The following is a 19934-nucleotide window of genomic DNA, read 5'->3' on the forward strand; positions in this document are numbered from 1 at the left end:
AAAAGTCTCCTATTTTTTTATTAAAAGATTCCCAGCTTCCTTAGCCTCATTGGAATCTGGGTAAAGCGCTATTAAACTTTCTAAAAATTTTTTAGCATTTTCTTTATCATTGATTTTTTCAAATGATTTCGCACTATTTAACATAAGCCGCGGCATATAATCTGCTTTATCATAGCGTGTAGCACTTGTTTTGTAATAATAAATTGCCTCTTCATATCTTCCTTGTGCAAATGCTATTTCACCTAGCAAGTAATTTCCCCTTGCTGGCTTATAATGACCCTTTATGGCTGTTTGCAAATATTCATCAGCTAATTTATATTTTTTCTCTTCTAAAAGTTTTTCACCTTCTGCAAAAAATTCTGCTAAAGACTTTTCTGGCTGTTTTAACTCTTTTTGGTTATTTTCTGCAGATTCTATGGTTGCAATATTTATATTAACATTTGGAACACTTCCATTATTTTCTACCGAATCTTCTTTGATTGTATCTTTTTTGGCTTCTTTATTGGCTGCTTCATCTGTCAAGGTTTGACTTTCTATATCATCTAAAATAGCCTTTTTTAATGCTTCAATCTCAACTTTTGTCTGTGCATTTACTTTTTGGACCAAATCTCCAAGTGCTACAATACTAGCTTGCAGTTTTTCGATATTCTCATTCTGCAATGCAAAATTAGTATTCACCTGCTCTTTCATCTGTGAGATTGTCGCATTATTTTCATCAGCCATTTGACCTAATTGAGTAGAAAATTCTTGCATTCTTTTTATTTGGCCCTCAAAAACACTTTTTAAACCTTCTTGTGATTCATCAAGCATTTTAACTTTATTAGAAAGATTAAAAAGCCTTTCGTTAAGTATTTGTGTCTCTGTTTTAAGGGGAGCGTCACCTCCAGCATTAAAAGCTGATGGTTCTACTCCATACAAAAAGCTAATTAATAATGCACTAGCAATAATTGGTTTTTGCAATTTCATCTATCTTATTACTTATGGCAACATTTTAAAGGTAACTTTTCTATTCTCTGCCCAGCACTCTCTTGTTTTTTCCATACAAGTAGGCTTACTTTCACCATAGCTTACAAGCACCATTTTACCTTCACTTACACCTCTAGCTACCAAAGCATCTTTAACTGCAACTGCTCTTTTCAATCCCAAAGCATAATTATATTCATCTGTTCCCCACTCATCAGTATTACCTTCAATTCTTACTGTTAGAGGATTTGCAGCAGTATCTTTTAAAACATTAGCATCATTATCTACTGCATTTTGCATATCTGGACGAATTGAAAATTGATCAAAATTGAAGAAAATATTTTGCAATCCATTTTCTACATACTGGATTCTATCCTCAATATTCACAAAATTATCTTTACCTGCTACATAACCTTGTTGTGCATTTTGCATATTTTGTGTTTGTGAAGCACTTGTATCTACACCACTTTTTTGACTACAACCAACCATCAACAATGCAGCTGCTAATGAACCTAAAACTAAACTTTTTTTCATATAAACTTTCTCCCTATAAATAAAAATATCAAGCATTGTAACATATTTTCAAAAATTATACAAACTACCAATCCATTGATTGAATAATGCCGCCACGCAATGGAAATAATAAAGTTTTATTGTAATTTAGGCGTATAATTCCCAAAGCACTTTGATTAGATTCATGTTTGACATACATGATAGTTTCACCATCTTTTGAGAAACGGGGAAGTTGATTGATACCATTTGCACTCAATCGCCTAATAAAATCGCTTTTGGTAGATACCAAATAAAGATTAAAAGTATTTCGACTAAAGTCCTCATTAGTTTCACGACTTGAATACACAATATACTCCCCAAACGCATTTGCTGCGTTATTATTTCTGCCATGGAATACCATTTGCTCTAAGCTCCCATTAGCTTCACCCTCCACAGAAATTGCAAACACATTTGGATAACCTAAACGATCAGAAATAAACATTACTCTTTTTTCATCTTCGATGAAATTTCCACTTACATCAATCCCGCGATAATTTGTTAGCTTTGTAAGTTTCGCACTTGGAATATCATAAAGAAAAATATCTGCCTGCTCATTAGGTGCCATAGTAAGTAGTATTTTAGTAGAATCTTTGCTAACATCTGAAGCCACGAGCATACCTTCGCTACTGATAATTTGAGTATTTTGCCCTGTGGTTAAGTCATATTTAAATAAAGTAGGTTTATCTAAATATTTCGTATAATAAAAGGCATTTTGTTGCTCATTTGCCCATTTTGGAAAGATATTTAATCCACCTTTTATAAGGCTATTTTTGTAAGTCAATGTATAATCACTCAATAAAATCTCACTTTCTCCGGGCTTTGTATAATAAGAAACCACCACAATTCTTTCCATCCAATCTACATTAGGAGCTTGAATATAATCATTAATATCAATTGCTAATTTATGTGCCAAAAAAGGATAAGTTTCTGCACTTGAATTTTTATATTCTTTGCTTAAAGCGAGCGTCCCTGAATTAGCATCATAAAGCTGCAAATTAACCACCAACCCATCTTGCAATATTTCCGCAGATACTCTTGCAATGAGATCAATTTTGGCTTTGCGATATTCATCAAAATTCAATACCATCTCATTTGCAATATTTCCATCTTCTTGCACTGTAAAATGCCCTGTTACTTTCAAATCTGCAACCAACATTTTAAAGATTCTAAGAGTATATTCCTTTTGATTATAATCTTTTCCACTATATTGAACTAAGATATTAGGCAAATTCCCAAACTTCTTAACAACCTCTAAAGTTGCATCTATTTCTTGATTTGCAAACAAACAATTTACACACAATAATACCCATACACAAATTTTTTTCATTTTATACCTCTGTTTTGAAAATTACAATAATATTTGTTCTATTTCCACCTTTATATTGAGGAAACTCTTTGTTACACATTATATCTAAAAACTCTTTTAAAGCTTTATCAAATTCCAAATTTCCAGATAGTTTTAAAATTTCATAAGAAAACTTACCTTGATAGTCTATTGCGATTTGAACTTCTGCTTGGTTTTCATTTTGATCCTTAATTGGATTCCAATTTTCATATAAAATTTCTTGGACTTTAGCGTAAAATTCATTATATTCCCCTTTTGGGACTGCAAAACTCATTGTCTTTTTGACTTCTACATTAGAGATAATTTTTTCAATATCTTCTTTTAAATTATCCTCTATTTTTTGGATACTTTGCAAGGCTTTTTTTCTTTTTGCGATTTTATCATCTTGACTTTGAGGCTTTAATGCTTCTTTTGGAACATTTCTTTTTGCTTCCACCTGCTGAAATAACTCATTAATGCCAACTCCAACATTAGCTGTTTTAGAAGCACTTTCTTGTTTATGTTCTAAAACATTCTCGATTTTTTTCTGCGTTTTTTGTGTTTTTTGAATATTTTTTTCTTTTTTTTCTATCGTTTTTACTTCCTCAAACAATTCTATATTAAAAGTTGTTTCCTTATAAGAAGTATATTGCTTGGGAGCTTCATCAAGAAAATAAAAATTCCATAAAAACAAAAAAAGAATAGCAAGATAACTAAAAACGGCTACGCTGCCGCTAAACAATCCTAAGAAAAAATTACCCATCAGTCACTAATGAAACTCTGCTAAATCCACTTTGCTTAGCAATCTTTAAAATATAAATAATATCATCATACTTAAGATTTTTATCAGCCCTAATATAAACTTGTGTATTTCTATCATATCCATTGACAAAAGCTATAAAGGCATCTGGAAAGCTTTTAAAATCCAAAACATTGTCTTTTAGATAAATATTTCTTTTGATATCTACCCTTATTTCAATCTTTGAATCTTCTTGCATTTTTGCAGTTTTAGAGCCTTGCGGAAGTGCTATTTCCTCTTGATAAACAATCACAGGTGCTGTTACCATTAAAATTGCCAACAACACAAGCATAATATCCACCAATGGAGTGATATTAAGCTCTGGATTCTCTTCCCAATTAAAATTCACTTTCATACTATCTCTAATGCTCATTTTTGGAGGACATTAAAACATTTATTTGTAGCTGCAAATAGGTATTTAATTCAAAAACTTTTCTTTTTAAAACAAGATTAAAAGAATAAGCAGGTATTGCCGTCAAAATACCAGCAGCTGTCGCAATCAATGCTTTTGAAATTACTGGAGCTATAACATCCAAAGTAGCTTTAGAATCCATACCCAACTTAGAAAATGCCTCCAGTATTTCAACAACCGTCCCAAACAAGCCAATAAAAGGAGCAGTTGAAGCCACTATTCCCAAAAAAGTCAAACCAGCAGTAGAATCTTTGATTGCCTTATTGATAGAATACTGCAACATTGATTCTGTTGGTTTTTTGTCTATTTTTCCTAAATTGATATTTAATATAGAATTTCTAGGGAGTAGATTTCTACCCCTTAGCAAATCCTCCAAGCATTCTTTTTCACCTCTTGTCAATACAGATAAACGAATATAGCGATACAGAAAAACCCATACCACAAAAATAAAATACAAAGAAAGCCATACAAGAACAACTATTGTTGTGATTCCATAATCGCCACTGAAAGAAAGAAGATTCACAATATACTCTTTGCAGAATTTTCAATCCGTGAAACAACCATAGAAACAGCAACCTTATTATCCGTAGAATCTTCAAGCAGTTTTTTAGCATTAGCAATAGCTTGAGCAATCTCACTCTCACTATCGCCATTAATATCCACTGCACCTTCTGCCAAAACATCTACGCTAGTTTCATCAACTTTTGCATAACCCCAATTGATAGCAACTATTTCTCTTTTGCCATCTTTTTTTTCAATTTCAATCACACCACTATTTAGCGTAGTAACAATGCCAATGTGCCCTGGCAAAACGCCAAATTCTCCCTCACTTCCGGGGAGAGTTACACTCTTGACATCATTAGAAAAAATTTTACCTTCTGGAGTTACAATATCCAATTTCAAGGTTTCCATTAAAGCTCCTTATGCACCCGCCTTCATTTTCTCTGCTTTTTCAAGAACTTCATTAATGCTACCTACCATATAAAACGCATTTTCTGGAATATGATCATATTTACCTTCCAAAATACCTCTAAATCCTTCCAAAGTCTCTTGCAATGTAACATATTTTCCCGGACTTCCAGTAAATACCTCTGCAACAAAGAATGGTTGTGAAAGGAATTTTTCAATTTTTCTTGCTCTTTCAACAACTTTTTTGTCCTCTTCTGAAAGCTCATCCATACCCAAAATTGCAATAATATCTTGTAAATCTTTATATTTTTGCAATACTTGTTGAACACTTGTTGCAATTTTATAATGCTCTTCTCCAACTACTTGTGGATCAAGAATCCTAGAAGTAGAATCCAATGGATCCACTGCTGGATAAATTCCCTTTTCTGCAATTTTTCTATTTAAAACCGTTGTAGCATCAAGGTGTGCAAAAACAGAAGCAGGCGCAGGGTCTGTTAAGTCATCTGCAGGCACATAAACAGCTTGAACAGAAGTGATAGAACCCTTTTTGGTAGAAGTAATTCTTTCTTGCAATTTACCCATTTCACTTGCAAGTGTAGGCTGATAACCAACAGCCGAAGGGATTCTACCCAACAAAGCTGACATTTCTGCACCTGATTGAGCGTATCTAAAGATATTATCAATAAACATCAATACATCTAGCCCTTTTTCATCACGGAAATATTCTGCCATTGTCAAACCAGTAAATGCAATTCTATTTCTAGCACCCGGTGGTTCATTCATTTGTCCATAGCACAAGGCAACTTTATCCAAAACCCCCGATTCTTTCATTTCATGATAAAGGTCATTTCCTTCTCTTGTTCTTTCTCCAACTCCTGCAAAAACAGAATAACCACTATGTTTAAAAGCGACATTATGGATAAGTTCCATAATAACAACAGTTTTACCAACACCAGCACCACCAAACAAACCTACTTTACCACCTTTTGAATAAGGTGCTAATAAATCTACAACTTTAATCCCTGTTTCAAACATTTCTGTTTTGGTGCTTTGGTTTTCAAAAGTAGGAGCTGCTCTGTGAATTGACCATTTTTCTGGATTATTCAATTCTTCTCCACCATCAATTACATCTCCTGTAACATTAAAGATTCTACCCAAAACCTGCTCACCTACAGGCACTGTGATTGGATTTCCTCTTGCTACAACTTTTTCCCCTCTTGTTAAACCTTCTGTCATATCCATTGCAATAGCTCTTACTCGATTATCTCCGATATGAGCAGCAACTTCTAACACTAATTTTCTTGATTGATTATCTACAACAAAATCAATATCCAATGCTTCATTAATTGCTGGAAGATATGATTCAAAATCAATATCCACAACAGGACCCATTACTTGAATAATTTTTCCTACCATATTTTCTGACATTTATTACACTCCTTATTTCATTGACTCAACACCGGTATTAATTTCTACCAGCTCTGTTGTTATTGCTTCTTGTCTTGCTTTATTATAAGCCACTGTCAAACTCTTTGCCAATTCACCTGCATTATTTGTTGCAGCATCCATTGCTTGCATTCTTGCACTATGTTCTGCTGCTAATGAATCTACAAGTGCATAATACATACTAAATTCAATGTATTTTTTTGCAAGTTGATTCAAAACTTCCTTTTCTTGCTCACTAGGTTCAATTTCCAAAATTGAATTTTGCTCTTGTGATGCTTCAATGCTTTCAATAGGCAAAAGCTGGGATACTTTCATTTCTTGAGAAATCATATTTTTAAAACCATTATGCACCAAAATGATTTTTGAAGTTATCCCCTGCAAATAATCGCTCACAGCTTTATTGATAAAATCTGCGGCTTGCGTATAATCAGGCGTCGCACTTAATCCAACAACACTATCTAATACTTCAATTTCATTAAATTTATAATATTCAATTGCTTTTTTTCCAACTACACGCAAACGAACTTTCATATTTTTTGCTTTATGTTCTGCGATAATGCGATTTACTTCTTTAATTGTATTAATATTAAATCCGCCACACAATCCTTTATCAGCAGTAATCAAAACAATATCTATGAGACCTATTTCTTTATTTTCGGGGGCAAAATAAGGATTATCTTGGATATTTTCCCCATTTGCTACCCTAGCCTTAATCTCTGCAATAACTTCTACAATTTTGCCGGCATACATTTTTGAATGCCTTGCCATTTCATCGGCTTTTTTCAATTTAGAAGTAGAAACAAGCTTCATTGCACGCGTAGTTTTTTGCGTATTTAATACACTTGAAATTTGTTTTCGAATATCTTTTAAGTTGTTTCCCATAACAACTCCCTACTTACACTGAAAAACCAGCTTTGAATTCTTCTAAAGCTTTACTGAGAGTTTCCTCAATATCTTTATCAAGCATTTTTTTAGAGCGAATATCTTCAAAAATTTGAGGATACTTTGCTTCCAAGAATGGATACAAGTCTGCTTCAAATTTTGTAATATTTGCTACTGAAATATCATCCATAAAGCCTCTTGCTCCAGCAAAAATAATTACCACTTGTCTTTCAATTGGCAATGGAGAATAAGGAGGTTGCTTCAAAACTTCCACCATTCTTTGCCCTCTATCAAGCTGCTTTCTACTTGTTTCATCAAGATCTGAAGCAAATTGTGCAAACGCTTGAAGTTCTCTATATTGCGCTAAATCTAATCTCAATGTCCCTGAAACTTGCTTAGTTGCTTTAATTTGTGCAGCACCACCAACGCGAGATACAGAAAGTCCGACATTGATAGCAGGACGAATCCCGGAGTTAAACAAATCTGTTTCAAGGAAAATTTGTCCATCTGTAATTGAAATAACATTTGTTGGAATATAAGCCGCTACATCTCCTGCTTGTGTCTCAATGATAGGCAATGCAGTTAAAGAACCAGCTCCAAGCTCATCACTTACTTTTGCAGCTCTTTCTAACAATCTTGAATGTAAGTAAAAAACATCTCCGGGGAATGCTTCACGACCGGGAGGGCGTCTCAAAATCAAAGACATTTCACGATAAGCAACTGCGTGCTTACTTAAATCATCATAAACAATCAAAGCATGTCTTCCATTATCTCTAAAATACTCACCCATTGTAACACCCGCATAAGGTGCTAAATATTGCATAGCAGCAGAATCAGAAGCAGGTGCATTAACAATAATAGTATATTCCATTGCACCATGTTCTTCTAGCTTTCTAACTACTTGTGCTACAGTAGATTCTTTTTGTCCGATAGCCACATAAATACATACTACATCTTGTCCTTTTTGATTGATGATGGTATCAATTGCCACAGTGGTTTTACCTGTCTGTCTATCTCCGATAATCAACTCTCTTTGCCCTCTACCAATTGGCACAAGTGCATCGATAGCTTTAATACCAGTTTGTAATGGTTCATGCACAGATTTTCTTGCCATAATTCCGGGTGCTTTTTCTTCCATAAATCTATACTCTTTGGCTTCAATTGCACCTTTTCCATCAATAGGCTCCCCTAATGCATTAACAACTCTTCCCATTAAATCATCACCTACAGGAACACGCAAAAGCTTCCCGAGTCGTTTTACAGAAGTGCCTTCTTTGATTTCTTTTCCAGCTCCCAAAACAACTACACCTACACTGCCTTCTTCCAAACTCGATGCTAGTCCTTTATCGCCGGTATCAAATTCAACCATTTCATAACTCATAGCATCTTTTAAGCCATAAACTTTTGCAACACCATCAGCATAAGCGATAACTTTTCCTGTCTGTGCAATATTTAAATCTAACTCAAAATTGTCAATTCTCTCTTTAATGATGGAACTAATTTCATCAGCTTGTAACTTTGCTACCACTATTACTCCTTATTTAAAATTTAAAATGCTCTAAAAATATGGTTTTTCAAATCTTGAATGAATCTCTCTTGAGAAAAAGAGATTTCAACTCCCAAATCTTCTACCACTAGTTTAATCCCATTTTTTTGGGTAATTTGCTGCTCTAACACCAAATTAACACCCAATTTTTGGCTAAACTTACTCTCTATTTCTTTTAATACCGCTTCATCATAGGCATCACTTACCATCAGTTTTGCCACATATTCTTTATTCAAAGAAGCCAAATAGCTAGATAATTCTGCATACAATTCTTGAAATAAATCCAATCTTTTATGTTCGGCTAAAATCCTAATAAAATTAGCAAACTTTGAATTAGATTTATTTTCCAAAATGACTTGCAAAATAAATTCAATCTTTTGCTCAACACTAATATATGGAGAATCCATAATTTCCTGAAACTTGTTAATTCTGCAAACATTAGCAAGTTTTTCTAATATTTGCAAACTTTCTTCCAATTCTTTTTGTTTTAGGCTTTGTGACAATGCCTTAATGTATCTTTTTGCAATCAACTCTTTCATTTTATGCAACCTTTTTCAATAAGGCTTGTGCCAAAATATCTTTATTCAATACAACAGCATCTTGATTTAAAAACTCGTTTAAAATCTCGCTAATAACGAGCTTTTCCATTTTTCTTCTTTCAAATGCCATACTCTCATTAAATTGACGCACCAAATGTTCAATCTCATTTTTAGTATTTTCTTCAGATTTTTGCAAAATGATAGAAGATTCTTTGTGAGCTGTCTCTATAATCTCTTTTGCATTTTTCTTTGCTTCCTCTAATTCATTTATAACTTTTTGCTTTGCTTTTTTGGATTCTTGCAATTTTTCTTGAATCTTTGCCAAAGAATCCGCTATTCCCTCACGCCTTTCTTTGAAAACAGCTTTTATCTTATCGGCTGCAAAATAATAAATAAGGGCAAAAAATATTACAAAATTAATCGTCCTCTCTACAATATCCACTTCACCACTTCCAGAAGCTGCAAAAAGCATACATGGAGAAAATACAAAAACTAAAAAATAAATATTCTTCTTCATTTCTTCTTCCTATAATTTACCAAGTTTTGCTTTTAAGCTTTCTTTAAAAAGAGGAACTTGAGACAATAAAGAATTGCGTAGATTGATTTTCTCTTCATCCAATCCAACGACAAAATCTTTATACTTTATATTCAACTCTTCTCTTTTTTGAGCAATCTTAGCCTCTGCTTTTTGTTTAGCATCTTCTTGTGCTTTGTTTTTGATAAGGGCTGCTTCTTGTTTTGCATTGTGCAAAATTTCCTCAATCTCTTTCTTCAATGCTTTGATTTCTGTTGCATTCCCCTCGATACCTTCACTATCTTTTTTTATTGAAGAATCGCGCGCTTCCATAAACCCCAACAAAGGTTTATACAAAATACGATTCAATAAATAAACCAAGACAAGAAAAGTAACAAATACTAACGCCATCACCCAAGGAGTTGGGATAATAGTCATTTGAACTCCTTTCTTTTTATTGAAATAAAAATGTTTCTAATTTTATCACGACTTTTTCTAAGTTTTTCTTAAAAACTTATATTTGGTAAAATTTTACTAAACCTCTCCACCTCCTCGTCGTTACTAAACTCTACAATTATTTTGTTTTTTTGCAATTTTATATTCAAATTTTGTTTTTGTATTGCCTTGCAGATTTTCTCCAATTGCTCTTTTGAATGCGGAGAGATTCTATTTTGAGTCAAAGAAGGGATTTTTTTATCTTGCAATTGCCCTTCTTTTAATTTTCTAATAAGATTTTCTGTATCATGCACACTTAGCTTCTGCCCAATGATAGAATTTGCAATGATATTTTGCTGTTCTTTAGGTAAGGCAACTAGCACCTTTGCATGTCCTTGAGAGATTTTATTCTCCAAAACATACTTTTGCACATTTTTATCCAACTCCAACAAACGAAGGGTATTAGTAATTTGTGTTCTTGATTTTGATAACTTCTTAGCTAATTCTTCGTGTGTAATCCCATAATCTTCTATTAATTCTTTATAAGATTGAGCCAAGTCAATGGGGTTTAAATCCTCTCTTTGGATATTTTCAATGAGTGCTAATTCCCTTAATTTCTCTTCTTGAACATCTACAATAATTGCTTTAATGCTTTCTTTGTGTGCTATCTTACTAGCCCTTAGGCGACGCTCACCAGCAATCAAAAAATATTCATCAGAATTATCCACATCTTCATAAACCAAAATAGGTTGCAAAAGTCCATGCTCTTGAATAGAAGCTGCTAATTCTTGCAAACTCTCATTATCGAAAACCTTTCTTGGCTGCAAGGGATTTGGTTTAATTTTGTCAATTTCAATTTCAACCACCAACCCAGAATTATCATTTAAATTATTTTGATATGCTTCCTCAACTTCCCCCAAAATCGCACTAAGCCCACGCCCCAAACCTGCATTCTTTTTCGCCATTAAGCCCTCTTTAAAATAGCTTTAGCAAGATTCTGATAAGCAATATTCCCTTGAGAACGAATATCATACAAAATTACAGGCTTTCCAAAACTCGGAGATTCTGCAAGTTTAATATTACGCGGAATTGCTATGATATTTTCTGTGTTATTGTTTTTGATTAATTGCCCTTCAAAATGTTGCAACAAATCCGTAAAAACTTGGCGTGAAAGATTATTTTGACCGCTATACATTGTTGGCAATAAACCTTTGATTTGCAAATCAGGATTAATTTCTTTTTTTAATAATTTAATGGTATTCAGCAGTTGTGCCAATCCCTCTAATGCAAAAAACTCACATTGTATAGGAATAATCACAGAATCTGATGCACTTAAGGCATTAATAGTAAGCGGTCCTAATGCGGGTGGAGAATCTATAATGATATAATCATAAGCCGTGCTTGCCTCTTCAATCTTTTTTTTAAGTATCAACTCTCTACCATTGCGTTTTTGACTATAAAATTCCTTTTCAATGCCAACCAAACCGATATTTGAGGGAGCTAAGAATAATGTAGGAATCGAAGTCTTTTGTATAATTTGTGAAATTTTTTTGGTGCCTATTAAAACATGATAGATATTAAATTCAATGCTATTTCTGTGGTATCCCAAGCTTGTTGTTGCATTTGCTTGAGGATCAGCATCAATCAATAATACCTTTTTTTCTTCAACCGCCAAAGAGGCTGCCAAATTTACTGCTGTCGTTGTTTTCCCAACCCCACCTTTTTGATTTGCTATACAAATCACTTCACACATTTTCCGCTCCATTATCTTAGACTATAAATTCTTTCACCCTTTAACAAAATAGAGCCATCTTCCAAAAGCTGAGCCTCTTTTAGCGAAATAAGCTTGCCCTTATGATGAAAACTATAGTTAAAATTTTGAAAGAATTCTAACTTATATTTGCTAAAAATTTGCTTCCATGTATATTTTTTTATTTCCTTAATAAAATCATTGATTATTTCTTCCCTAGAAATTTCAATATCCAAATCGCCAAACTCTGAACATCCTGCATTCAAATTTAACCCAATCCCCACCAAAATGACATTTTTGATTTTTGTGCATAAAATTCCACCGATTTTTTTTTGCCCCAAATACAAATCGTTAGGCCATTTCAAACAAACCTTTGAACCATTTTTAGCCAAAACTTCTTTAAAAATATAACCAAAATAAATCGAAACAGATTCTAATGCCAAATCTTGTGGCAAATCCTCTTCATAGAGTGCAAAAGAAAAATACAAACCCTTTTTAACCTCATTCCATACATTTCCTCTACTTCCTATTCCATTACTTTGATGATGAGTCAAAACCAAAACGGGGGGTAATATTTCTTGATTTTTAATCTTTTCTGCCAAAAAGAGATGAGTTGAAGGCAATTCCTCAAAAACAATTACTTTCATTAGCTTAAAATATCACCCTTTCTCAATCTTCTTCCTTGCAAATATTGATAAGCACTCATCGCTTTTTTAGAAGGTGCTTGCAAAGTCCCTATCCACACACTTCCTTGCAGACAACCTACCAAAATCTTATCTTCTGTGATTTCTAATATTTCTCCTGCTAAATTACAACTTTGAATTTCATTTAAAACAACTTCTTTGATTTTTAAGCCATTTTTCAAAAAAATTTCGGGCCACCCCTCATAAGCCAATGCCTTGCGATACAAATTTTCTGCATCACTAAAATCCACTATCCCCATTTCTTTTTTGATTTTCTTGCAATAAGTTGCATCAGCCCCTATTTGCTGCATAGGGACAATCAAATCTCTTTTTTCTAAATATTGCAAAGTCAAAATAGCCGCTGCATTTGATAATTCACTAAAGAGTTCTTTTGAATTTTGCTGACGATTCTTGATAATCCTCATCCCCAAAATATCTCCACTATCCAATCCTTCTTCCATTTTCATAAGTGTAACGCCAAAAAACTTTTCATTAGCCAAAATGCTTTCTTGTATAGGGCTTGCTCCTCGATATTTTGGCAATATTGAGGTATGCAAATTTACACAAGGTGCGAGATTCAAAATCTCTTTTGGGAGTATTTTCCCAAAAGCAGCTACAACAATAATGTCAAATTGTATTTGTTTGAGTAAATCTACAAAATCCAAATCAAGAGCTTGTGGCTGCAAAATAGGCACCTCCAAGCCACTTTTTAATAACAATTCTTTGGTAGCTGGCATTTTTAATTGCATATCCCGCCCCGCCCTTTTGTCTGGCTGACAAACCAAAGCTTTAATAGTATGGCTTTTTAGAAGAGATTCCAAAATTACTGCTGCATAAGAAGGTGTCCCCATAAATACAATATTCATTTTATCGCCTTTGCAAAATCATTTGGGAATCATACTTCAAAATGCTTTAAACAAAGATTCAAATCCTATTTATTTTTATTCAATCCCGATTCTAGTGCGGTATTTAATTCCAAAACTTGCTTTTTGTTTTGATACAAAATTTCCTCCAAGCATTCCAAACTTCTAGGCGAAAGATATTCTAACAATTCTATTAGCTGTTGGTAATTTTTTTCTGTATGAAAACTATAAATTTTGCTCAATATTTTTAAATTTTTTTCTTTTTTATCCATAAAAAGCTCCTGCTCAAACACACCCAAAGCATCGGCAATAAAAGGTATCATATCCGCTTTGATATCAATATTTCCATTCAAATACGCATAAATGCTTGAAAGTGTCGGAATCTCTCCTGTTTTATTAGCTTTCATTCCTAGATTTATCAAGCGATTGGCTAATTCTTTTTTGCTCATATTTTTTTCTTTTAGAATCTCATTAATGCGTTCAACCACTTTCATTACTTTGCTTCTTTGAAAAACTAATAATTTTCAGCATTTTAAACTAACACATTATCGATAATCAATAACGCAATTATCGGTTACATATAATAAGAATTTATAAAATTTCAGCCTTGTTATTTTATAAAAAGGAATAAGTTTTGGCACTATTATCTATCATCATTCCCTTTGGGACAAGCAAAGAGCGTCCTTATATCAAAGAAAGGGTAATACAAAAAGCAAGAAAATACAAAAGCAATGAAAAAGTTGAATATATTTTTGTAGAGGGTTTTTCAAGTGAGGTGCATAAAGAGCTTCCGCTAATCATCACAGAATGTGGGCATAAGTATTATAAAGACGAGAATCAGCAAAAAATGGGTGCTTATAGTTTAGGGCAATGCCGCAACCTTGGCGTAATCCATGCCACTTCCCCGGTAGTGATGTCTTTAGATGTGGATTGCCACATTTCAGAGAGAAATTTAGAGAAGCTTTTAGAGATTATTGAGATTAAAGGAATCAATAAAAATCCCAATGCCTTTTTGGTGCTGCCTTGTGTGTTTTTGAGTGAAGCGGGCACAAAATTATTCTGCGATGAAACTCTGCCTAATAGAGAGATGTTTTTTCAAAATGATTTGATTAGCGGCAAACGAGAGTTTATAAAATTTCTAATGAAAGCCTCATCGAGCATTGCAATAAATCGCTTTAAGTTTTTAGAGCTTGGCGGATATGATAGGGATTTTCAAGGTTATGGGAGTGAAGATTTTGATTTTTTGGCACGACTTTTAAGGAATTGTGCCACCTTTGAAGCCCTTCCTAATGACTTAAACTATTTTGCAAAAAATTGGGATTTTTATGAATTTAAAGGATTTAGAGCGTGGTATTCTTTGGTCGCAGAAGAGGCGATGCTACATGGAATCTACCTCTATCATCTTTGGCATATAGAACCCAATCAAGATAAATATATGGACAATAAAGATCTAAACCACAAACAATTTCTAAAAAATCTATCTAATAAAAACCATTTCATAGAGCCTTTGCAATCAAACCCAAAAAATACTACAAAAAATTTAGCACTTTTTAAAGAAAATTCTACTTCTCACAAAATTTTAAACCAAATTAGTGTTTTTGTGGGTGAATGCATTTTTAAGCTTGAGAGAGATTTTTTTGATTATATAGATGATGAATTAGTGTTTAATAAAAGAGTATTTTTAGATTTTTTACAACACCATAAAATCACTAATATTATACTTTACAATCCTTATGGATATGAAACTAGGCTTGAAATTTATCGATTCTGCAAAGAGCAAAATATTCCTTATATCATATGGGAAAGAGGTGCTTTGAGCGATAGTTGGTTTTTTGACAATGGCTTTAACTGCGATTCTAATTCTTATGATGAAAAAAACTGGAATAAAGCTTTGAGTGAAAAACAAATTGCAAAAATAAAAGATTTTATTGATAACGAACTTTTTAATAATGAAAATTATTTAGAGAAACAAGGCGTGAGGCAAAATGAACTAAAGTTACGCAGAGAATTAGGAATTAGGCATAAAAGAATCATTTTTGTGCCTCTACAAGTTCCAAGCGATTCAGTTATTAAATATTTCTCCAAAGCACCTTTCGATTATCAAGGGTTCTTGGATTCTATCAATGAATTAGCGGATTTTTTCATCAAGCAAGATATAGTTTTTGTGGTAAAAAAACACCCTCTGGATTTAAGTCTTAACAAAAAAGCTTATCCAAATCTATTATTTGCACCAGATGATACAAATTTTTTAGATCTTATGCAAATGAGTGAAGCTTGCGTTTTGATAAATTCAGGTGTTGGGCTATACACTTTAATGATGCAAAAACCTTGTATAATTTGTGGTGAAGCTTTTTATAATTTTAAAGGTTTAAATATTAAAGTAAATGATAAAGAGGAACTGAAAAAATCCATTATCAATGTCTTCAATCACAATTTCAAAGTCGATGAAACAAAAATGCTTCGTTTTCTATATTATCTCGTTTTTGATTTTTATAGCTTTGGAAAAAGCTATTACAAACTTATTAAAAAAGAAGATAGAAATATTAATGCCGTCATCGGGATAGATTTTTATCAACTCATCATTAGAGGCAAAAAATATCTTAAAGGCACAAATGCTGAAAAAATGACTTATAAGCTTAATTCTTTTGTATATCGACCTTATATTTACGAAATCAAAAACAAACAATCAATACAAATCAACAAAAATATCCCAACAATTTTTCAAACACCCACCTATCATTCGAGATTCTACAGACTTGCCAAGAAATTTTTCACAAGACCCAAAGACTTTATTATGGATAGTAAAAAGCCCTTTATGAAACCTTTAAAAATGCTTATTAATAGAAAAATTTAAACCTTTCTGCTAAAAACAAATTTAGCAGAATCAAACCTTATTTTAACGGGCAAACAAAGTTCCGCTTAGCTGAATCCCCTCTAGCAAAAACTTCTCTAAAATCTCCAAACGCTTCCCACTTGACAAAAACATTTTTCGATTGTTTTTTAGCAAAAAATCTGCCGCTTTTAGCTTCGTTACAATTCCGCCTGTGGCAAAAATATTATTAGGGGTTGTTTGTGCTTTTAATTCTTCTTGTGAAATTTTTTCAACTTTTGGATAAATTTTGGCATTAGGATTGATAATAGGATTCTCTTCATAATACCCCTCAATATCACTTAAAATCGCCAAAATCTCTGCATTAAAAAAATGTGCCACATGGGCAGATAACTGATCGTTATCCCCAAATTCTAATAGCAACGATAATTCTCCCGTCGCAGTAACATCATTTTCATTAATGATAGGCAAAACATTGCTTTGTAGCAAAACCTCCATTGCATTTCTTGCATTTTGTGTTCTTTTGCGTGAATCAAAATCATAAGCCGAGAGCAAAACTTGAGCAACCACAATCCCATAAGGCGCAAATAAATCAGTATAAGTTTGCATCAATAGTGGTTGTCCTATGGCAGCAAGAGCTTGTTTGTTGGGTAGGTGATTTTTGTCAAGTTTGATTTTAGTGTATCCTGCAGCTACGGCACCAGAACTCACCAAAATAACTTCATATTTATCACGCAATTTAGCAATAAGCTTGACTAATGCTTCCATTCTTGTTTTATTAATCAATTGATTCTCTACTAAAATCGCGCTTCCTACTTTTACGACAACTCTTTTCTTTTGCATTATTTTTCCTCTTTGTTTTCTTGCAAACATTCATAAAGCAAATGTTTCAAAGAATCGATATTTTCTCCCCCCACGCTTGATGCCAATACAACAAACATAGGTTTTGAAATATCTTTTGGGGAGGTAAAATCCTCTTTGTCTCTTGAGATAAAACAATATGGAATCTTACTATGGGGCATAAGCGTTAATGCTTCACTTTTTAAAAACTCCTCTAAAATCTCTTGCTTATTTTCTTGTGTATCACTTTTTGAAAGCATAATCCCAAAAGGACGCATTGCCAATTCTTGACTGAAATTTTTTAATTCTTTTTGCAAAATATCAAATTGCGTGTTAATATCTCGATAATTTGCTATATCTAATACAAAAAGCAAAAATCTAGTCCGCTCAATATGCCTCAAAAACTCTAATCCTAATCCCTTTCCCTCGCTAGCACCCCCAATAATTCCGGGTATATCCGCTATCACAAAAGATTGATAATCCCCAACATTCACAATCCCCAAAGAGGGAATCAAAGTCGTAAATTCATAATTTGCAATTTCTGGTTTGGCATTAGAAAGCACCGAAACAAGTGTTGATTTGCCAACATTTGGGAATCCAACTAAGCCCACATCAGCGATTAATTTCAATTCTAAACGGATATTTTTTTCAACACCCGGCATTCCTTTTTGAGCATAAGTTGGACGCTGGTTGGTAGCACTTTTGAAGTGTGCATTGCCCAATCCACCCTTGCCACCTTCTAAAAATAAAATTTTTTGGGATTCTTCAAGTAAGTCTAGCAAAAGCTTTCCACTCTCTACATCAAAAACTTGAGTGCCGGGTGGAACGCTAATGATTAAATCCTCGCCCTTTTTGCCATATTTATTTCTACCAAGCCCGGGCTTACCATTTTGTGCTTTAAAATGTTTGTGTCCTCTAAAATGTGAAAGTGTATCTGTATTTCTATCCACCACAAAATAAACATTTCCACCTTTGCCACCATCTCCACCATCTGGACCACCATTGATGACAAACTTTTCTCTATGGAAAGAAACAGCACCTTCTCCACCTTTGCCGGAGGATACAAAGATTTCAACCCTATCAACAAACATAATTTACCTTAATTTTTATGAGTTCGCCCCAAAAGGGGACTTTGCAGTTTATTTAAGAAGCAGGATAAATAGAAACTTTTTTGCGGTTTCTATCTTTTCTTTCAAAAGAGACAATTCCATCAATAAGCGCAAAAATAGTGTGATCTTTGCCCATTCCTACATTATTTCCGGGATGAACTTTTGTCCCTCTTTGTCTGATAATGATATTCCCTGCACGGACAAATTGTCCTCCAAATTTTTTTACTCCTAGACGACGCCCAGCAGAATCTCGGTTATTTTGGGTACTCCCCTGTCCTTTCTTGTGTGCCATTTTTACTCCTTATGTAGCAATCTTATGCTGCAATTTTAATAACACGAACTCGCGTAAAATCTCTTCTAAAACCTCTTTTGGTTTTACTATCTTTTCTTCTACGCTTTTTAAAAGTAATAACTTTTTTACCTCTTCCCTCGTTGATAACTTCTAGCTCCACTTTTGCCCCACTTACATAAGGACTACCAAGCTTTACATCTCCATTATCAAAAAGAGCTAAAACTTCTGTTACTTCAACTTTTGACTTTGGCTCAAGGTTTAAGCAATCAAGCAACAAAATATCGCCCTCGCTTACCTTGTATTGTTTGCCTCCATTCTGAATGATTGCATACATAATACAATTCCTTAAAATATAAAATTAATTTGAAGTTTTTTATTAAAAAATTTAATAAAAGTCGCTATTTTACCTATTTTTTTATTAATAATACTTTAATTGCTTAATGCAATACATTCAATTTCCACTAATGCTTCTTTGGGTAGAGATTTTACTGCTACTGTGCTTCTAGCTGGCTTATGCTCTCCAAAAAATTCCGCATAGATTCCATTTACAATCCCAAAATTATCCATATCGCTAAGAAAAATAGTAGTTTTAACCACTTTATCAAAACCGCTTCCAGCATTTTTTAAGATTGCTTTTAAATTTTCCAAAACTTGTCTAGTTTGTGCCTCTATGCCCTGCACCATTTCTCCTGATGGAGTTAATCCAATTTGACCTGAAGTATAGACCATTCCATTGACACAAATTGCTTGAGAATATGGACCAATAGCTTGTGGGGCTTGATTTGTAGATACTATTTTCAACATTATTTAAATCTCCTTTACTTTGCTTTTGAAATATTATAAAATTATAGCAAATTAATTCAAACTTAATAAGGAAACTAACGCCATGAAATTTAGCTCACTTTCATCAAAAATAAAATTTCTTGCTAGTGTATGTTGCACAAGTGCTTTATTGCTTTCAAATGCCTATGCAGATAACTTCGTTCAAGTCCATCCAAAACCAAAACAAAAAATCCAACCTCTAACAAAAATTGATAGAACTATTCAAAATGAAATCCAAAAACACCCCAAAAATACCGCTTTTATTATTGATGCACGCACAGGAAAAATCCTCTCAACTGTGCCGCTAAAAAACTTCAATACAAAAAAATCCCCAAAAATTATCCCACAAAAAACACCCCCAAAAAATAATAAGATTCTCCCTTATAAGATGAAAGAAGAACGCTTAGAGCTTCTGTAAATCAAG

At 33.3% G+C, this 19934-nt stretch carries 25 protein-coding genes; 2 read left to right on the forward strand and 23 right to left on the reverse strand.

The window, feature by feature from the left end; genetic code table 11:
• Nucleotides 1-9: 9 nt before the first annotated feature.
• The 18 genes from EL247_RS04780 to EL247_RS04865 form a co-directional block, all read right to left on the reverse strand.
• Complete coding sequence (locus EL247_RS04780) at nt 10-966, reverse strand: tetratricopeptide repeat protein (protein ID WP_172594051.1); 957 nt, start codon at nt 964-966, stop codon at nt 10-12.
• Between the two features lie 12 nt (nt 967-978).
• Entirely contained in the window at nt 979-1497 is a 519-nt protein-coding gene (locus tag EL247_RS04785; protein WP_005021027.1) for an OmpA family protein, read from the reverse strand.
• A gap of 64 nt (nt 1498-1561) precedes the next feature.
• On the reverse strand, nt 1562-2842 hold the full coding sequence (gene tolB / locus EL247_RS04790) for a Tol-Pal system protein TolB (RefSeq protein WP_065827469.1): 1281 nt from the start codon (nt 2840-2842) through the stop codon (nt 1562-1564).
• Nucleotide 2843: 1 nt separating this feature from the next.
• Entirely contained in the window at nt 2844-3602 is a 759-nt protein-coding gene (locus tag EL247_RS04795) for an energy transducer TonB (RefSeq protein WP_104745289.1), read from the reverse strand.
• Nucleotides 3595-3993, reverse strand: a complete 399-nt coding sequence (locus EL247_RS04800) for an ExbD/TolR family protein (protein WP_005021023.1) — start codon at nt 3991-3993, stop codon at nt 3595-3597. The genes EL247_RS04795 and EL247_RS04800 overlap by 8 nt, the downstream gene beginning before the upstream one ends.
• Before the next feature lie 7 nt (nt 3994-4000).
• Nucleotides 4001-4573, reverse strand: a complete 573-nt coding sequence (locus EL247_RS04805; RefSeq protein ID WP_005021022.1) for a MotA/TolQ/ExbB proton channel family protein — start codon at nt 4571-4573, stop codon at nt 4001-4003.
• Nucleotides 4570-4962 (reverse strand): ATP synthase F1 subunit epsilon, encoded by a 393-nt coding sequence (gene atpC / locus EL247_RS04810; protein ID WP_005021020.1) that lies wholly within the window; start codon nt 4960-4962, stop codon nt 4570-4572. Before atpC ends, EL247_RS04805 begins: the two co-directional genes overlap by 4 nt.
• 9 nt (nt 4963-4971) lie before the next feature.
• Nucleotides 4972-6375 (reverse strand): F0F1 ATP synthase subunit beta, encoded by a 1404-nt coding sequence (gene atpD, locus EL247_RS04815; protein ID WP_005021019.1) that lies wholly within the window; start codon nt 6373-6375, stop codon nt 4972-4974.
• A gap of 24 nt (nt 6376-6399) precedes the next feature.
• On the reverse strand, nt 6400-7287 hold the full coding sequence (gene atpG, locus EL247_RS04820; protein ID WP_005021018.1) for an ATP synthase F1 subunit gamma: 888 nt from the start codon (nt 7285-7287) through the stop codon (nt 6400-6402).
• A gap of 13 nt (nt 7288-7300) precedes the next feature.
• Nucleotides 7301-8815, reverse strand: coding sequence for a F0F1 ATP synthase subunit alpha (gene atpA / locus EL247_RS04825; RefSeq protein WP_005021017.1), 1515 nt, complete (start codon nt 8813-8815; stop codon nt 7301-7303).
• Between the two features lie 20 nt (nt 8816-8835).
• On the reverse strand, nt 8836-9372 hold the full coding sequence (locus EL247_RS04830) for a F0F1 ATP synthase subunit delta (RefSeq protein ID WP_005021016.1): 537 nt from the start codon (nt 9370-9372) through the stop codon (nt 8836-8838).
• A gap of 1 nt (nt 9373) precedes the next feature.
• Nucleotides 9374-9889 (reverse strand): F0F1 ATP synthase subunit B, encoded by a 516-nt coding sequence (locus EL247_RS04835; protein ID WP_065826674.1) that lies wholly within the window; start codon nt 9887-9889, stop codon nt 9374-9376.
• Between the two features lie 9 nt (nt 9890-9898).
• On the reverse strand, nt 9899-10324 hold the full coding sequence (locus tag EL247_RS04840; protein WP_065828411.1) for a FoF1 ATP synthase subunit B': 426 nt from the start codon (nt 10322-10324) through the stop codon (nt 9899-9901).
• 68 nt (nt 10325-10392) lie between these two features.
• Nucleotides 10393-11286, reverse strand: a complete 894-nt coding sequence (locus EL247_RS04845) for a ParB/RepB/Spo0J family partition protein (RefSeq protein WP_065830850.1) — start codon at nt 11284-11286, stop codon at nt 10393-10395.
• A complete protein-coding gene (locus EL247_RS04850) occupies nt 11286-12074 on the reverse strand; it encodes a ParA family protein (RefSeq protein WP_005021012.1) in 789 nt (262 codons plus the stop codon). Before EL247_RS04850 ends, EL247_RS04845 begins: the two co-directional genes overlap by 1 nt.
• Nucleotides 12075-12085: 11 nt before the next feature.
• Nucleotides 12086-12718: a biotin--[acetyl-CoA-carboxylase] ligase gene (locus EL247_RS04855; protein ID WP_065827466.1), complete on the reverse strand. Its 633-nt coding sequence runs from the start codon at nt 12716-12718 to the stop codon at nt 12086-12088.
• Nucleotides 12718-13620, reverse strand: a complete 903-nt coding sequence (locus tag EL247_RS04860; protein WP_126442081.1) for a methionyl-tRNA formyltransferase — start codon at nt 13618-13620, stop codon at nt 12718-12720. The genes EL247_RS04855 and EL247_RS04860 overlap by 1 nt, the downstream gene beginning before the upstream one ends.
• A gap of 65 nt (nt 13621-13685) precedes the next feature.
• On the reverse strand, nt 13686-14111 hold the full coding sequence (locus EL247_RS04865) for a helix-turn-helix domain-containing protein (protein ID WP_005021009.1): 426 nt from the start codon (nt 14109-14111) through the stop codon (nt 13686-13688).
• Nucleotides 14112-14251: 140 nt separating this feature from the next.
• On the opposite strand from EL247_RS04865, the gene EL247_RS04870 reads away from it, so the two are divergent.
• A complete protein-coding gene (locus tag EL247_RS04870) occupies nt 14252-16471 on the forward strand; it encodes a capsular polysaccharide export protein, LipB/KpsS family (RefSeq protein ID WP_126442082.1) in 2220 nt (739 codons plus the stop codon).
• 42 nt (nt 16472-16513) lie between these two features.
• On the opposite strand, the gene proB is transcribed toward EL247_RS04870, so the two are convergent.
• From proB to EL247_RS04895, 5 genes are all read right to left on the reverse strand, one after another.
• Nucleotides 16514-17290, reverse strand: coding sequence for a glutamate 5-kinase (gene proB / locus EL247_RS04875; RefSeq protein WP_126442083.1), 777 nt, complete (start codon nt 17288-17290; stop codon nt 16514-16516).
• On the reverse strand, nt 17290-18378 hold the full coding sequence (gene obgE, locus EL247_RS04880; protein WP_104719096.1) for a GTPase ObgE: 1089 nt from the start codon (nt 18376-18378) through the stop codon (nt 17290-17292). Before obgE ends, proB begins: the two co-directional genes overlap by 1 nt.
• 52 nt (nt 18379-18430) lie before the next feature.
• Nucleotides 18431-18688, reverse strand: coding sequence for a 50S ribosomal protein L27 (rpmA, locus tag EL247_RS04885; protein WP_005021000.1), 258 nt, complete (start codon nt 18686-18688; stop codon nt 18431-18433).
• 22 nt (nt 18689-18710) lie between these two features.
• On the reverse strand, nt 18711-19025 hold the full coding sequence (rplU, locus tag EL247_RS04890) for a 50S ribosomal protein L21 (RefSeq protein ID WP_172594079.1): 315 nt from the start codon (nt 19023-19025) through the stop codon (nt 18711-18713).
• 92 nt (nt 19026-19117) lie between these two features.
• Nucleotides 19118-19492 carry a RidA family protein gene (locus tag EL247_RS04895; protein WP_040499587.1) on the reverse strand — a complete coding sequence of 125 codons (375 nt, stop codon included), beginning with the start codon at nt 19490-19492 and terminating at the stop codon, nt 19118-19120.
• 82 nt (nt 19493-19574) lie between these two features.
• Between EL247_RS04895 and EL247_RS04900 the strand changes: the two genes are divergently transcribed.
• Complete coding sequence (locus EL247_RS04900) at nt 19575-19928, forward strand: hypothetical protein (RefSeq protein ID WP_126442084.1); 354 nt, start codon at nt 19575-19577, stop codon at nt 19926-19928.
• Nucleotides 19929-19934 lie beyond the last annotated feature (6 nt).

The sequence above is a fragment of the Helicobacter pullorum genome (assembly GCF_900638355.1).
Lineage (GTDB): Bacteria > Campylobacterota > Campylobacteria > Campylobacterales > Helicobacteraceae > Helicobacter_D > Helicobacter_D pullorum.